The following is a 14,687-nucleotide window of genomic DNA, read 5'->3' as shown; positions in this document are numbered from 1 at the left end:
CACCCTTGTCCTTTTATAGTTTACAAGAGAGATATTTTTATCCCAGAGTAGACAACCAATTGGGCTGACCCCTTCTGCTGCTTTGCTCACATACAAACAAGCAAAACTTAACAAGATTTTAGTACCGTTGAGGTGGTTTTAATCTACTCTGGTTTATCCACTTTCATAGATTCATCAGCTACGATAAAGAGAGAAAATATCGCGCCCAATCGTTAATTTTTTAGTTTCAGCCCCAGATCATACTTCGAGGTATTGTATAATGTTCTGCTGAAAAAGTTTTAAATTACAGAAAGACAACGAGGTGTCTTAAAAAACATTATATTTAGTAAATTACTCAGTTTAAAATGGCTAAAGTACGCCTTACAGAAATCAAAAAGATCTGGCATCAGCTTTCGAAAAACCCTACCCCCGATCATGTCAATCTGGAAATGGAAATCCATCGTAGATTGATCGATATTTTTCATCCAGGTGACTTTTACTATTACATACTACATATACCAAGCGCACAAATGGAGTATGTGAGTGACCGGATGACATCAGTCTTGGGCTATATGCAGAACGAGTTTAGTGTTGAATTGATGTTTAGGAGTATGCATCCCAATGATTTGATTTATTTCTGTGAATTTGAAAAAAAGGTACAGGATTTTTTCAGCAGGCTACCGGCAGAAAAAACAATGAAATACAAGGTGAACTATGACTTTCGCGTAAGAAATAAAATGGGAGATTATGTTCGCCTATTGCATCAGGTCACTACTGTTCAGACAAATGAAGTAGGTGGAGTAATACGAGTATTGGGTGTTCACACAGATATCAGTAACCTTAAGAGAGAAAATGGATCTTCTCTTTCGTTTATTGGTTTGGAAGGAGAGCCTAGCTATAAGAATATCCTGACTTCACATCGTACATATGAAGCTGACTACAATATCCCGGAACTCACAAAGCGTGAAAGTGAAGTGCTTTCTTCAATATTAGAGGGGAAAACCAGCAATGAAATTGCTGAATATTTATTCATCAGTAAACTAACTGTAGATACACACAGAAGAAACATTCTGGCAAAGACCAATAGCCGTAACATGAATGAACTTGCTCTGAAGTGCTTAAGAGAGAACAGATAGGCGACCGAGCTCATATTCTTACTTTATTCTCGGTAAACCTTTCCTTGGTTGCTGACAATATTAATATTAAAAAACACCAAGACAATAAGATACTCCTGGAGCATATTTAATTCGCTTTTTCTACAGCCGAAAAAAAAGCAAGCTGGACCAATATCAAATCATTATCGTCTGATCTTGAAAGCAGTAACGACAACAGGTCTTAGTCCTGAATGAAGTTGTCAGTAAAGAGAACAAATATCCAAGCCATCACCAGCTATCAAGTCGAAAAAATCAACAATATCCCCAATGAAAAATCATTGGTTAGGCAAAGCTTTCAAGCCAACATCCTATTCACAATAGAAAGAAGAAATAGCTAAACAGAATTATGCTTATACAACAATATGGCAACAAATAAATAGTACCGATCTTTAACTCCGAAGTTCATTCTAATAGAAATTTTCATTTGATGCTTTGTCCAGCGCAAAAATCGCAGACCCTGTTAAAGTAGGACATGAGATCATCATTGGGGTTCCCACAAATACTTTTGCCATAATTGCTGCCGTATTCTCGAACATATTTTTGCTCTTAATAGCCACGAGATGGAAATTGTATTGGAAAGTAAGGATATTACTATATTCCTACGGGCACCAAGTATTTTATCATGTCCTCTTTTTCATTCAGTTTATCTTCCCCGAGATATCTAGGCAAATTTCCTAGCCCATCGAAACAAACAATACCTACAACTGTGAATGATTTTGCAATTAAAGTTCTCTAGCATACTTACTCTCGTTCTATTCCATAAATACATTCCTATTGCGTGGCACTTTAAGGTCATGAACTTGGTACAGAAAAATGTTTGAACCAACTTTTCCATTAGACGTATGTCGTAAAAAATACCCATTGATGGGTATAGGTAATCCATCTAGTAGTTGATAGATTTGAAACCATAAGATCTCATCTATAAATCAATTAACGTAATCAAAATCATGAAAATCACAATTCTTTTTATTGCTCTCTCCATAGGCTTTACCCTCAATGTATCCGCTCAGGAGCGATCTCCGTTTCGCAAGGGGTATTTTAGAATGGGAACAAATAAACTGGGCAATAAACTTGACTATTCCTTAACACCGAAAGAAAACATATTTGATGGCCGATATGGAGCAGGACCTGGATACGTGCTGGAATTCGGCCACATCTATTATTTCAAAGACAGAAAAAAAAACGGTCTAATAAATTACGGACTGGACTGGACTATTCTATCGCTGAACTATAATAAAATGGAAAAGTGGGAAGCTTATGCGGCCGCATCCGGAACACCAGAAGCCTATGTCGAAGATTCGATGACCGCTGCTGCTGTCTCAACTAAACTCGGACCGACTATTTCTTTCAATCTGGTCGAAAAGTTTTTAATTGACGTTCGCCTTCAGTTAGCTCCAACGGTTCGTTTCTTTGATTTTGGATATTCAGAAAATGAAATGAGCGGAAATGGACGAAGCTTCTATTTTATAAATGAGTCCGGGACATCCTCTGATGAGGACTATGACGCTGAAAGCATAAAAAACCGACTGGCTTATGGTTTGGAAACCAGCATTGGAATCACTCTACGCCGGAAAGCAATTGGACTATCAATTGACTACATTTCGGGAAAAGTGAAAAGTAACTTTGAAGCCTATGACAGCGAGACGGGCACTACCTTCGGTAAAGAAAAAATTAAAACCAGCAATTTACAATTCAAATTAAGCTTCACTTTGTAATCTTTAAACCTCAACAGCAAATCACTAAAAACAAATGTCATGAAAAAAATCCTACGAAGTACAGTGGTGCTAACGGCATTCGCCTTCTCCTTACTCCTTGTTCAGCTGAGCTGCCGGAAAGATGTTGTTGCACAAATTGCCAACTATATATTGCCGGTTGCCTCAAAAACTACACTGGGGGGAGTGATGGTAGATGGAACAAGTATAACAATTGATAAAGAAGGAAAAATTTCATCCACCCCTACTATTTTCGCACCACAATCACCAATCGCATCGACTACAGGTTTAGGTTATGTGATGGTAGACGGAAAAACCATAGTCATCGACAAAGACGGTAAAATCACAGCTCCGGATTTTACAAACTTTATTTACTGCAAGGAACATGGTACAAATGACAAACCCGAGATCTGGATCATGAATATGGATGGCAGCGCAAACAGACCTATCCCTATCGCCCTGCCAGGCGGGATATCAATAGAGCCCTTCGATGTTGGATTAAAGCGCACTGCAACTAAAATTATTTTTGGAGCAGAAAACCAGAACAACCGTAGCATACATTACATCTACACCTGTAATCTGGATGGGACTGGTCTAACACGGATGCTGGAAATAGAAGACGATATCATTTTATAGGCGTAGCGTTGGAAAAATATTCCATATCTATTGTGCATTGTGAAGTTTATCCTCAATTCAAAGCTTCCGGAAGATCAAACATTATCCATATGCGTTGGTAGGCTTAAAACCGTAATCCCCCGAAATAAGGGATCGAAAAATATTTGCATCCCAAGTCTATGCTCCAGAAGCTTTGATCTTTGCATCAAATTGAGCAATTTATTTCCATAAGTCCGTCAGGAAAAAGTCCGAAAGACCAAAACGGCCAATTTAATCCGTTACTGTCACTCTAAAGCCAAATAGGATGACAGTTAAATATGGAATGACTGGCCGTTCCTGCCATACCCACACATTGTTCAGAGATATTCTAATAGCTTAATTAAATCCTTCCCCTTCTTTTGCTTTCTTTATATTCAGACAATAATTTGCTCTTATAAAACTTATCCCCACCAGGAAGTTTCATCGGCTTTAGCCTCCCCTGTTTTACCATACGTTTATAGGTACTTTCACTGATTCCCAAATAGTCCTTTACTTCCTGACGGTTCATCTGTGGATCCTCATCAAACTTCAGTTCTCCATGGTATTTACTATTGTAAACCAGCACCAGAAGGTGGTATATCTTGGACAGGATATCCAAAAGCGCATCTATCTTATTCATGAAACAACAAGATTTAAAAGTTAATCCTTGAACTCAGTTTCTTTTTGCAGCAGTTTGAACGGCAAATTCCGGATCAGGATGATGAAACATTCACCAAAACACGACAGCAAAATTTTACCACAAATAAAAAAGAAACAGAAACGCCCGTCAAGTTGCTACAAGGTTGCCAGGTGAAGCAACCTTTAAATGCTGATGGGCTGAAATCCAATCAGCAATCGAACGCCAGACCTTCAACCCAGAAAAGAACAGCAAAATATACCTATATATCAACTGTTTAATCACAACAACATATATTATTTGGATAGAAAACCCACCTGCGTAAAGATCCGACAGCGAGGTTAAAACCGGAAGCTATTGCGGAAAGCATCAACCAAACCATAGACTAGTTCAGATTGTGTCTAACTCAACAGTCTTCTTGCGTAAGTCAAAACCCAAATCACGTAATTTCGGAACAGATAAAAGGATTAAATACTAAATTCAGTGTCAACGCAACCCCTGAACTTATGGATTATGCACTTGATCCTTTATACGAACTTTATCATACCACTGAACACTCGGCCGCCGATCCTGAAGAAATAAGTACCAAAGTTCTTGAGGAAGTGCGGATGGAATGCGAGCGTGTGCTCACGCTATTGCAACACTCCAAACTATCCGATGATGCGCTCCGATCCATGATCACCCGCCATCAGTACTCCCTGACCATACTTCAGAACAGCATCCATCAACGACTAGCAAAAAGCGGTATCAAAACTGAACCAAATGCCTTAAAAAAAACAGCACTGTTAAAAGAATTTGAAATCCACCTTTACACACTTGGCGTATCGATAAAAAAATATTTTCCCGGTTATTTCGATACCAGCCATCCCCTATGTCAGTTTGAATTGAAGACAGAAGGCGACAAAGTCAGGTCCACGCTTAGCGAGATCCAGGCCAATCTAAACAGAGAAACGGGAAATGATGTGTTTGAACTGCTCAGATCCGGCCTCTCCCATCAACATTTATCTGAGATAAAGACCAGTCATATGCAGCTTCTCCACCTGCATCGCCTGACAGGTGAACTGCTGGAACACAGTAAATCTCAGCCACAGTACATTGAAGAACAATACCTTCACGTGCTGATCAGACATGACTACAATTGTCCCCGATTGTTTAGCTATTGCTGCATCTCCATTATCAGGGAACGGGACCGCCTGCCAGACCTTTCATCAAGCTATGCAGAACTGTTGTGGATGGAAAAAAGAATCAAGCAGCTCATCTGTCATAGCGGTAACTCATTCTACCCAACACTTCCGCCACTGAAACAATCCCTTATTGATTTTCTACAGGCCGAAATTACCCATATGGAAAAGCTGCAAAAGATGGCCAGCGAACTCAGTGACCCAGGAAATCTACAGTCTTCGTTCAAAACATCATTGTCAGTTAAAGAGCTGGCCCTATTCATCCACCTTCAGGTTGAATGCGGGATCATCCTGGAAGACAAACCAAAAAAAGTACATGAGTATGTTGTGGGGCATTACAGCACCAAAGAGACCAGCCACATTTCAGAGAAAAGCTTTAAAAACGCCTACTATGCGAACTCACGCGAAGATATGGCAAAAGTGACCGCAAAGCTCGCAGAAATGCTGGCCCGGGCACAGCAAAAAATCCAGGCTAACGGCTGATGAGATGAAGGAGTCCGCGACGGTCCAGAATACTGACCAATTCAAAATACCATCTCTGGGAATAATCCTCCTTAGCTGAAACCTCAACTAAATTCGCCTTCACAATCTCTCCGATAGTGCTGAATCCCATGAGCTTGCTGCGCAGCATAAAACCCTCACTGACCGCCAGGTCCGTAATGGCCATATTTAAAAACTCCGAAACCGGATCTTGCAGATTTTCTTCCATAAAAAAAGCGCGGGTTGACCTATCGCCCGCTTCAGAGGGACCGCAAAGACCCACAACACAAGGCAGAAAGGCACCCACGCATAGCGTAGGCAACCAATCTATTCTTCCTGTGTTGTTTGAAATTTTGCGGTTTTCTGAAACAGTCAAATAGCTATTGCTACAATATTTTATTTATTACTTCTATTCTTACATCATGAGGCAAATATATACCTTTTACCAATCTTTTTTTAACCAAAAACAACAAAGCATCGGGGGTTGCAAGCGGTGGCCAGATCAGCAACTTGACAAGATCGAAAAAGAAGCTTTCTTTGACCCAAAAAGATTATGGAAAAAGAAAACTACCTCCACCAGCTCGGAAAAGATACCGCCATATCAGCGGGCCTGGCCGCCTATATCAACTATGTGATCACCGCACAGCCTTTCCCCGCAAAACAGATCCTGCCCCTAAATCAGAGCGGGCTCAATATCACCAGCCTAATCTCCCAAGGCAGCGCAAGGCTATTCCTGAAAGGTGAGGAATACCAGGAACAGACCTTACTCTTCTTTCAGGAAAACAGTTTCCCGGGCCTGGAGCGAAACTTACATCTCTTAGCGGAAAGTACACTATATCTTGAATTTCTGGAGGAAAGCGAGATCATGATGCTGCCCGATGACCATATCGCCAATCTTTTTAGATTATTTCCTGAATTTCCCAATATCCAGAATGACCTGAACCGGACACTCAACCAAACCTTACTGAATCATCAGCTCCAGCTATCCCTCTACGACTCCTACGAACGATATGAAAAGTTCCTGAAGGAATATGCACATATCTCACTGGTTTGTGAGCAGAAAAAAATAGCCAGTTATTTAGGCATCGATCCTAAAACGCTCAGCAGGCTACGCGGCAGACCCAGAAGAAAGTAATTTAAATCACCCTCAAAAACAAATCCGGCAGTCATTAAGTCACCATTGGGTAGAAATAACCAGCACCAATTGGCGGAACTTCATCTAAAATTTCAGATATGAAGCCAGCCATCTTAAATCTACGAAGAAACCTGATCACCCTGGGATATGCCCTGCTGATCCTGCTTTGGAGCTATACCGGACTGTCCAAGATCATTGATCACACTGATTTTCAAAACCAGCTGGAAAGAATCTTTCCCAGCCCATCGGCAATAGCCATAGCTATAGGTATCCCTATATTGGAAATAGCGGCCGCAGTTTCGCTCGCCTTTAAATCTTTCAGAACGCCCGGGCTTTACTTATCCCTGCTGCTGATGGCGATCTTCACCATCTATGTATATATCGTTGTGGCCGGATACCTCAGTAAAGCACCATGTAGCTGTGGGGGTATCATATCCGCACTGAGCTGGAAAGCGCACCTAGTCATAAACATATTGTTTTTATTTTTAGTGATTTACCTATTGTTCACCCGCAAAAAAGGAAAGGAGGTAGCTGTGACCCCTTAAGACCCCTCCTGCCTGCCGTAAAACCAGGTTTTCCCGCAAGCCACCAATCATATCCGCCCGATGATAAAAAATCAACCTATCTGGATAAACAGGGGCGGTGCATCCAGATCCTTAACTAAAAATTTTTCAGTTGCTTTTTCACGAAACAAAGCAGCAAACACCATGTTAAAAAACATCAACATTGGCCTTGCAGCCCTGGTACTGGGGTTCGGCTTAACCATTACCACCAGTGCATTTAAAAATGCACCAAAAAACAGAGCAGATGTTCAATGGAACTTTCTGGGAACTTCCACAGGACAGGCAAACGATCAAACAAAATATTCCATGTCTGCACCAAGCCCCACCGAATGTGGCTCGGATGATCAGTTGCCATGTTATATCCTCACCCCGGAAAGTGTAGATACCCAGGCAGAGCTACATGACTATTTTGTTTCCACTTATGGAGATTCTGCCCCGGCCATTGACGCTGCAGCAGCAGCCCGCAGAGCGGCACAATAAATTCCAAAACTTTACAGCAGGAAATTTCCCTGCTGTAAAGTTTAATGCCTTAGCGTTCATTTTGGGGAATCCCCGTTAGCTCAATAATATCCTCGGGAATCGGCAAGGCATACCTGGGATCATTCGGCGCAAGAACTACCCGTTCTCCGTTGATGGTCCTTGAGATCTCAATACCAGCACCCTCCGCATTCAGCCTTTTCAGATCCATCCACCTCAAACCCCTCATCACCAGTTCCTTTCTACGCTCCTGCAAAACAAGGTCCAGCGCCGCTTTTGCATCATTCAACACTACCGGAATGTAAGTCCCCGTCCGAAAGCGGTTCACCAGCAATTTATCCAGCGCCGCAAGACCGGCCTGCACCTGCCCTGTCCTGATCAGGCACTCCGATAAAATCAGATACATCTCATCCGTGGCTATGCCAAAGAAATGCGAAGGCTGGTGATAAGTCCCCTTGAAAAAATAATAACTTCCGGTCTGCGTAAAAAACAAGCCCTTCCTCAGATCATTCGTCTTGTATAGGCCGATAAGTTGCGGGTCGATCCGCGCCCTTGAACTGGCGACCGGGGTTCCCGGGGCCACGTAGATATCAAATATCACCTCGGGATTAAACAGGGCAAAGGGATAGCGGTCAGCGCTGTTCAGCTTATTATAATCAAGGAGCGGATCAGCCATTTTGATACAGGAATCCGCATACAGTGCCCCTTCCCGGTAATTCCCGGTATACAACATTGCCCTTGCGAGCAGCCCAAAGGCAGCCGCTTTGGAAGGCCGGTAAGGGTGTAAAGACCTTGCAGGCAAAAGGGATGCCCCATGTTTCAGGTCTGTAATCACCTTGTCGTAGCCCTCCTTCAAACTTGCACGTACCGTAGGTTCATTGAAATTCAGGCTTGGCCTCAAGGGAACCCCGATGTCATTGCCCGACGAGATTAAAAAGGATTTCCCCCAAACCGCCATCGCCTGCATCAGGAACTTGGAGCGGAAGACCAGGGCCTGTCCCATTACATTATTAAAAGCAGCATCCCTGTTCAGCTCCGACTGCTCAAGCCCTTCCACCACACTTCCGCAGTGGTAGACCGCCCTATAAGCCGTCTGCCATTCGTTAAAGGAAGGATTAAAGAGATAACCCTTTTCCCACCGGTACATCCGGCGGTAAGCTTCGCTGGAGATTGCTGTGAAATCAGCATCAGACAGACTGTAATCATCGGCACTCACTTCCAGTGAAGTGTGGTCCACGCCATTGAGTAAAGTAAAATTGTCCATCAAAGCCTGAAAGTCAGCTAAAGTGGATGGAATGGCCAGTTTCTGGTCGGATTTCTCCTCCAAGATTTTCTTACAGCCAGATAACCCAATCAACGATATCAGCAATAAAAGCACATGTAGTTTTTTCATAATAAAGGAATTAAAGTGAAGTTCTCAAACCAAAAGAAAAGAGCCTGCCCGGGGGAAGGTTAAAACTATTGGTGACATATTCCGGGTCCAGCCCACTTTTATTGGCCCGGTAAATAATGCCCAGGTTTGATGCATTGGCAAATAGGTTCAAAGACTTTATCCTGAGCTTAGCAGTCAAACTTTTCCCAAACGCATAGTCCAGGTTGATGTATTGTATCCGGATGTGGTCACCCCTTTCCACCAGGACCTCAGAAAATTTGTAAAAAGCTTCCCGGGAAGAACTGTTCGGGAAAACCATGGAAGGCACGCTGGTCACCAACTCATCACCAGGCGACTGCCAGCGCTGCTGAAAATCAGCATGCCCCTGCCAGGAACTGAACATAGTACCGTATTCAATGCTTTTTCTCCTGAAATAATAATCAAACTTAAAACTCAGACTCAACGAAAGCGTCAGCCCCCGAAAGCTGAAATTATTGACCAGGTTACCAAAGTACCTGGGCAAAGCAGACCCATGGAATTTTAAATCTTCCACTGTCGTCCCCGAACCGGTGATCAGGTTATAATCCTTGCTCAACCCGCCATTGACGATCCCCAAAGGATCTCCGGTAAGCGGATCAAGCCCGCCCCATTTATAGGAAAAAACAGAATAAACCGGCAAACCCTCAATTCCCGACACAGCAGCACCCGACTGCACGAAACTATTGGCACTCCTGGTCAGCAAATAATAAGTCACCACCTCATCCCGGTTGGTTGAAAAATTAAGCGTCGACTGCCAGTTGAAACTCCCGGAGATATTCTTGCTGTTGAGCTGCACATCTAATCCCGACCCTTTGATCTTGGCCACATTCTTGATCACCGTAGCCCCGATCCCGGTCGTGTAATCCACGGGATACAAACCAAAAAGATCATCCGCCCGTTTTGCATAATACTCCACACTGCCCGAAAGCCTTGATCCAAACAAAGTAAAATCCGTAGCGAGGTTAAACATCCTCACCGTCTCCCAGCGAAGGTCAGGATTGCTGAACTTATCAAAAACCGCATAAGGAGACTGCGTAAATGCATTACTCCCCGGAAAACGGATCGTATTCACGCCCACCATACTCGGGTCCACATTGCCGCTCAACCCGTAAGTTGACCTCAGTTTTAAAAAATCAACGAAACCCGCTTTAAAAAAAGGCATCCTGGTCAGCTCCCAGGCCAGACCAACAGAGGACAGCGGCTTCCACCTGTTATTGGTGGAAATGCCAAAAACATTGGATGCATCCGCCCTCGCACTCGCCGAAACCGTGTAGGCATCCCTAAAGGTGTAGGATACATTGGCAAACTGGGAAACAAAATTGTTCCGCTTCAGGTCAAATCCATCCCCATTCAGGATAAAGCTGTTCGACCCATTCACAAAATTTGGATACGTCCGGGTATAATCCACCAGACCGGTATTCAGTTTATCCGTATCCAGCCCATAAACCCTGGAAGAAGCACTTTCACTCACCGCCCTTCTCCATTCATAACCCACAAGGGCTGAAATCTGGTGATTTTTCCAGCTCCTGTTATAATCCAGTTGTCCGCGGTACTGCTGCGAATTCAGTACCCCTTCATCGCTGTCCAGTATCGCACCCATCGGAACCGGATAAACCACTGTAGTCCCCGAGGCGGGAACCTGCGTAAAGGAATTGATATAGTCCCGGGTATAAAAAGATTCCTGTCCCTGGAGCACCTGAGAAGAAGACCGCTGCTGCTCAACATTATAGCGCAGGCTTGCTTTCAGGCCAAAAGGCAGCCGGTAACTCAGCTCCAGGTTTGCATTCAAATCCGTCAGCTTAGTGGTATTATCCGTATGTAAATAATCCGATAATGGAAAGTAAGACCAGTCCAGCAGCCTGGAGGTCGCAGGAGACGATAAAAAAGTCTGCCGGTACATCTTGGTGATCGACAAGGGATTCCCCGCCTCATCTGCAAACCTCGCGTAAGGATAAAGCCCTGAATAACTCACAATTTCACCGATCCCCTGCCGGCCGCGCTTCACCTTCGCACCAGAATAAGTCAAAATACTGCTGAGCTGCAGAATCCGGGTGAGCTTAAAAGTATTGGAGAACCTCAGCGTCGAACGCTCATCGGCCATCCCTAAATTATCCTTATTGCGGTTAAAACCCGAAGAAAGCGACCACATATTTCTTTCACCACCACCAGAGAGGCGAAGGGAATACTGCTGGTTCACCCCATTCCGGTATACATACCTGTCGAAATCATCATAGACATCAAAGCCCGAATACCTCGCCCTCACCTCCGCCAGTTCAGCAGCAGAAAGCTGCCCCGCCGCATTCAAAACCAATGATTCCACATAAGGCGTCAACGGCGGCTTCTGAACCGAACTGATCTGGCTATTGTAAAAGCCCTTTGCAAACAAAAACTCCTCCACCCCCAAAAAATCAGCAGAACCCATCCGCTGCTCATAACCCAGGTCAGGCTTTCCGACCAGGCTCACCGTAGCATTGAAATCAATGCCCAACGGCGCATTCCAGCCAGCTTTTTTGGTCGTAATCACAATCACCCCGTTCCCGGCCCTGGCGCCCCAGATCGAAGCCGCCGAAGCATCCTTCAGCACCGTAATACTTTCCACATCATCCGGATTGATATTCCCCAGATCCCCCGCATAGGCCACATCATCCACAATCACCAAAGGCTCCTTCGGACCGCGGATCGTACTGAGCCCACGTATCATAATCCTTCCGCCCGAACTCGTAGCCCGGTCAACAGAAAGCCCATTGCCTATCGCCTCCAGCCTGTCCAGCACATTCCTGCCCACCTGCTGGTTGAGCTGCGCACTGCTCACTTTCGAAAAAGAACCCGTTGACCGCGTCCTGTCCAGAACCTGATAGCCCGTACTCACCGTCATGTTCTCCAGCTGATTCTCCGCCCGGCTCAGCGTTATGATCAACGTTCCCGATAAAGGAACCGAAATGCTTCTCTCAAAAGCAGCATAACCGACCGAAGACACCATCACCTTATAGCTTCCCTCACCAAGCGAAAGCGAAAAGCTACCATCTTCCCCCGCCATCACCGAACGGCTGAACCCGTCCGCCCCGGAAACCCTTACCGAAGCATTCCCCACAGCTGCACTGTCCCCGGCATTCAAGATCCTACCCATAACCATTTGCTGCGCAAAAGCATGCCCCACAAGCAGCATCACAATCACTATTGATATATAAATATATTTCATCCTTATAAAAATTTAATGAACCGGCTGATCCCGGATAATCCCAAATTCCAGTTCCTCTTCTGACTCCGTCACCTTCAATCCGTATTTCCCCAGCTGACTGTTGAGCTCCGTAAGCGAACAGGGCAGCTTTAGGCTCAGCGAGACCAATGCCTCCGAATGTGTCAGATCCGTAACTGGTCCAGCCAGCTCCCCCTCCTGCTTGATCCTAAAAACCAACCTGTTCACCTCCATATTTTCCACCACCAGCGTACCCTCCTTACCCCCATTGCCCCTGACAAAGGCCATTTTTCGGCCATTCCCAGCCTTCACCCGTGGCAATTTCAGGCTGTCCACCACCCGCATCACCAAACATTTCACTTTCCGCCTTTCCAGACCAAACCGAAAAGGGGAAAAAGTATTCAGGTCCGCCAGCATCAGCGAATCCAAGCTCGAAATCAAGTGGCCAGAAACCGAAAACTCATAATTAAAAAATGTATCCCTGAGCAAGCGGAGGTTCCTTCCCTCATAGACCAGCCTTTCTTGCCCGTATTGTGCCCCGGTTTTAAGACGGTGCTCCAGAAACAGCTTATTAAAAATATAATGAAAACTCATGTTCGTGATCACCCTTCCGGAACTGCGGTCTCCAGCTGCCTCCTTACGGGAATGGAACCCCGAAGGAAGACCATAAACCTTGCCCCTGGTCAGCAGGCTATATTTCAGCAGATCCTTTACCGGAAGACTGGCCGAACTAAAAAGCGGCAATGCCCTGTCAACATCCAGTACATTCCGGATCCCATCCCCGCCATCCGCCAAAACCCGAGAAATATTTCCTTCCGTCACCTCATCCGGCGTGGTCACCGCCACCACCTTACCCCCACCATCAATCCACACATAATGCGGAATCAACCGCTTATAAAAAAGCCTGTTCAGCAGCGTATCCGAATTCACATAATGAAAAACCTCCCCATACTCCCTCAAACGCCTGCCGAGCAAAGCCTCCGCCTTCTCGCGCACCTCATTGTTCACCATTACAAAAGAAACCTTGCCACCAAAACGCTCCTCCAGCTTTTTCGCCTTCGGAAATCCCGCAATACAGCCCCCGCACCAGGTCGCCCAGAAATCAAGAATAATCAGCCGCCCCTTCAGCTCCCGCAGCCTGAACACCGCCGGTTCAAAAGCCCGTCCCTTCACCCCGCCACTACCCCCGATATCTGAATGCCCAGCCTTCACCCTCAGCGACCTGAAAGGCACATCCCACAAATCATCAGGAATCCTCTGGCCGACAACCAACTCATCGGCCGAACGAGGAGCCTGCGCTGAGGCCCTATTTGCGGAAAAGGCCAGAACCAGCAAAAAAAAAGTAAATATCTTCATTGACCTACCATAAAATAAAAGGCATAGCCCTCCCCTTACGATAGAAATCGTTGTTTGTTTCATAAAAAGTTTGGTTTAGTTGATTAAAGGAAAAGAAAGAAAAACACCAAAAAAAGAATGCAGGAAGCCAAAACTAAATCAATCATTAAAGAACCTATTTTATAAAAAAGACCCCCTGCACCCCCAAGCCACTCAAACTGGATTCTTAGGCTTCAAAGCAAAAAGCCGATCAAAAGGATAACACGCAAATTTGCCCATGCCATTAGATGTTAAAAATTAAACAGAAAAAAAAAAAAAATTAAAACAGAAAAAACCAGGAAAAAAGAGAAAAAACAAAGCAAAAACCAGCCCTTACCGCATGAAAAAACATGCAGATACAGTAAACCGTATTGGTAATTAGAAAAAGTTGCTTAACTTGGCAATTGCGATAACCATAGTAATGAACCAGGACTAAAAAGCCATAAAGGCTGGTCCCGGGCAAAATATAACCAAGCGAATCTGAAGCGTGCTCTCAACCACACAACAGCCTCAACTCTCTTCGGCTATTTTTTGTCCCGGAATTTCTTAGCCCATCATTACGAAGGGGAACAAATAATGTTCTTTAAAAAGAATTTAAGGGAATAATGATGTAAAACGTCCTCAGAGGGATACATCTTGATGGCGGTTAATTCTTTCGTTTTCATAAACGGTTGTTTTATGTAAAACGATGTGTACCCTAAAAGCATAGGAAGAAAACCAAATTGGCTAAAACCAATAGGGCGAATTTCAAAGCT

At 44.5% G+C, this 14,687-nt stretch carries 12 protein-coding genes; 7 read left to right on the top strand and 5 right to left on the bottom strand.

The features are described 5' to 3' along the window. Positions 1–344: 344 nt before the first annotated feature. From OQZ33_RS21550 to OQZ33_RS21540, 3 genes are all read left to right on the top strand, one after another. Positions 345–1,115 (top strand): LuxR C-terminal-related transcriptional regulator, encoded by a 771-nt coding sequence (locus tag OQZ33_RS21550; protein WP_265801526.1) that lies wholly within the window; start codon positions 345–347, stop codon positions 1,113–1,115. Between the two features lie 965 nt (positions 1,116–2,080). Further along, the gene (locus tag OQZ33_RS21545) at positions 2,081–2,848 is read left to right on the top strand and encodes a hypothetical protein (protein WP_265801525.1); all 768 of its coding nucleotides are present in this window, start codon (positions 2,081–2,083) and stop codon (positions 2,846–2,848) included. Between the two features lie 39 nt (positions 2,849–2,887). Further along, positions 2,888–3,481, top strand: coding sequence for a hypothetical protein (locus tag OQZ33_RS21540; protein WP_265801523.1), 594 nt, complete (start codon positions 2,888–2,890; stop codon positions 3,479–3,481). Between the two features lie 358 nt (positions 3,482–3,839). On the opposite strand, the gene OQZ33_RS21535 is transcribed toward OQZ33_RS21540, so the two are convergent. Continuing rightward, the gene (locus OQZ33_RS21535; RefSeq protein ID WP_265801521.1) at positions 3,840–4,118 is read right to left on the bottom strand and encodes a helix-turn-helix domain-containing protein; all 279 of its coding nucleotides are present in this window, start codon (positions 4,116–4,118) and stop codon (positions 3,840–3,842) included. A gap of 503 nt (positions 4,119–4,621) precedes the next feature. Here OQZ33_RS21535 and OQZ33_RS21530 point away from each other — a divergent pair. Beyond that, the gene (locus OQZ33_RS21530; protein WP_265801520.1) at positions 4,622–5,779 is read left to right on the top strand and encodes a hypothetical protein; all 1,158 of its coding nucleotides are present in this window, start codon (positions 4,622–4,624) and stop codon (positions 5,777–5,779) included. Here the strand turns inward: OQZ33_RS21530 and OQZ33_RS21525 are convergent. Next, positions 5,769–6,152: a hypothetical protein gene (locus tag OQZ33_RS21525; protein ID WP_265801519.1), complete on the bottom strand. Its 384-nt coding sequence runs from the start codon at positions 6,150–6,152 to the stop codon at positions 5,769–5,771. The genes OQZ33_RS21530 and OQZ33_RS21525 overlap by 11 nt on opposite strands. A gap of 177 nt (positions 6,153–6,329) precedes the next feature. Between OQZ33_RS21525 and OQZ33_RS21520 the strand changes: the two genes are divergently transcribed. The 3 genes from OQZ33_RS21520 (at position 6,330) to OQZ33_RS21510 (ending at position 7,954) form a co-directional block, all read left to right on the top strand. Next, positions 6,330–6,911 carry a Crp/Fnr family transcriptional regulator gene (locus OQZ33_RS21520; protein WP_265801518.1) on the top strand — a complete coding sequence of 194 codons (582 nt, stop codon included), beginning with the start codon at positions 6,330–6,332 and terminating at the stop codon, positions 6,909–6,911. 98 nt (positions 6,912–7,009) lie between these two features. After that, a complete protein-coding gene (locus OQZ33_RS21515; RefSeq protein WP_265801517.1) occupies positions 7,010–7,456 on the top strand; it encodes a MauE/DoxX family redox-associated membrane protein in 447 nt (148 codons plus the stop codon). A gap of 60 nt (positions 7,457–7,516) precedes the next feature. After that, positions 7,517–7,954 (top strand): hypothetical protein, encoded by a 438-nt coding sequence (locus tag OQZ33_RS21510; RefSeq protein WP_265801515.1) that lies wholly within the window; start codon positions 7,517–7,519, stop codon positions 7,952–7,954. 49 nt (positions 7,955–8,003) lie between these two features. Here the strand turns inward: OQZ33_RS21510 and OQZ33_RS21505 are convergent, their stop codons facing one another. Genes OQZ33_RS21505 through OQZ33_RS21495 form a run of 3 tightly spaced genes read right to left on the bottom strand, consistent with a single transcriptional unit; the run spans position 8,004 to position 13,977 of the window. Further along, entirely contained in the window at positions 8,004–9,344 is a 1,341-nt protein-coding gene (locus OQZ33_RS21505) for a RagB/SusD family nutrient uptake outer membrane protein (RefSeq protein WP_265801513.1), read from the bottom strand. 10 nt (positions 9,345–9,354) lie between these two features. Next, a complete protein-coding gene (locus OQZ33_RS21500) occupies positions 9,355–12,561 on the bottom strand; it encodes a SusC/RagA family TonB-linked outer membrane protein (RefSeq protein ID WP_265801511.1) in 3,207 nt (1,068 codons plus the stop codon). Positions 12,562–12,573: 12 nt separating this feature from the next. Continuing rightward, entirely contained in the window at positions 12,574–13,977 is a 1,404-nt protein-coding gene (locus OQZ33_RS21495; protein ID WP_265801509.1) for a TlpA family protein disulfide reductase, read from the bottom strand. Between the last annotated feature and the right edge of the window lie 710 nt (positions 13,978–14,687).

It is taken from the genome of Pedobacter sp. MC2016-05, from assembly GCF_026239735.1.
GTDB lineage: Bacteria > Bacteroidota > Bacteroidia > Sphingobacteriales > Sphingobacteriaceae > Pedobacter.
The sequence above is the reverse complement of the archived record's forward strand: the minus strand, read 5'-3'. Positions and strand labels throughout refer to the sequence as shown.

What these genes read in the sequence shown, in the direction of transcription:
- OQZ33_RS21530 (WP_265801520.1), top strand. Translation starts at nt 4,622, where the DNA reads ATGGATTATGCACTTGATCCTTTATACGAACTTTATCATACCACTGAA.
- OQZ33_RS21540 (WP_265801523.1), top strand. Translation starts at nt 2,888, where the DNA reads ATGAAAAAAATCCTACGAAGTACAGTGGTGCTAACGGCATTCGCCTTC.
- OQZ33_RS21500 (WP_265801511.1), bottom strand. Translation starts at nt 12,561, where the DNA reads ATGAAATATATTTATATATCAATAGTGATTGTGATGCTGCTTGTGGGG.
- OQZ33_RS21520 (WP_265801518.1), top strand. Translation starts at nt 6,330, where the DNA reads ATGGAAAAAGAAAACTACCTCCACCAGCTCGGAAAAGATACCGCCATA.
- OQZ33_RS21495 (WP_265801509.1), bottom strand. Translation starts at nt 13,977, where the DNA reads ATGAAACAAACAACGATTTCTATCGTAAGGGGAGGGCTATGCCTTTTA.
- OQZ33_RS21515 (WP_265801517.1), top strand. Translation starts at nt 7,010, where the DNA reads ATGAAGCCAGCCATCTTAAATCTACGAAGAAACCTGATCACCCTGGGA.
- OQZ33_RS21505 (WP_265801513.1), bottom strand. Translation starts at nt 9,344, where the DNA reads ATGAAAAAACTACATGTGCTTTTATTGCTGATATCGTTGATTGGGTTA.
- OQZ33_RS21510 (WP_265801515.1), top strand. Translation starts at nt 7,517, where the DNA reads ATGATAAAAAATCAACCTATCTGGATAAACAGGGGCGGTGCATCCAGA.
- OQZ33_RS21545 (WP_265801525.1), top strand. Translation starts at nt 2,081, where the DNA reads ATGAAAATCACAATTCTTTTTATTGCTCTCTCCATAGGCTTTACCCTC.
- OQZ33_RS21535 (WP_265801521.1), bottom strand. Translation starts at nt 4,118, where the DNA reads ATGAATAAGATAGATGCGCTTTTGGATATCCTGTCCAAGATATACCAC.
- OQZ33_RS21550 (WP_265801526.1), top strand. Translation starts at nt 345, where the DNA reads ATGGCTAAAGTACGCCTTACAGAAATCAAAAAGATCTGGCATCAGCTT.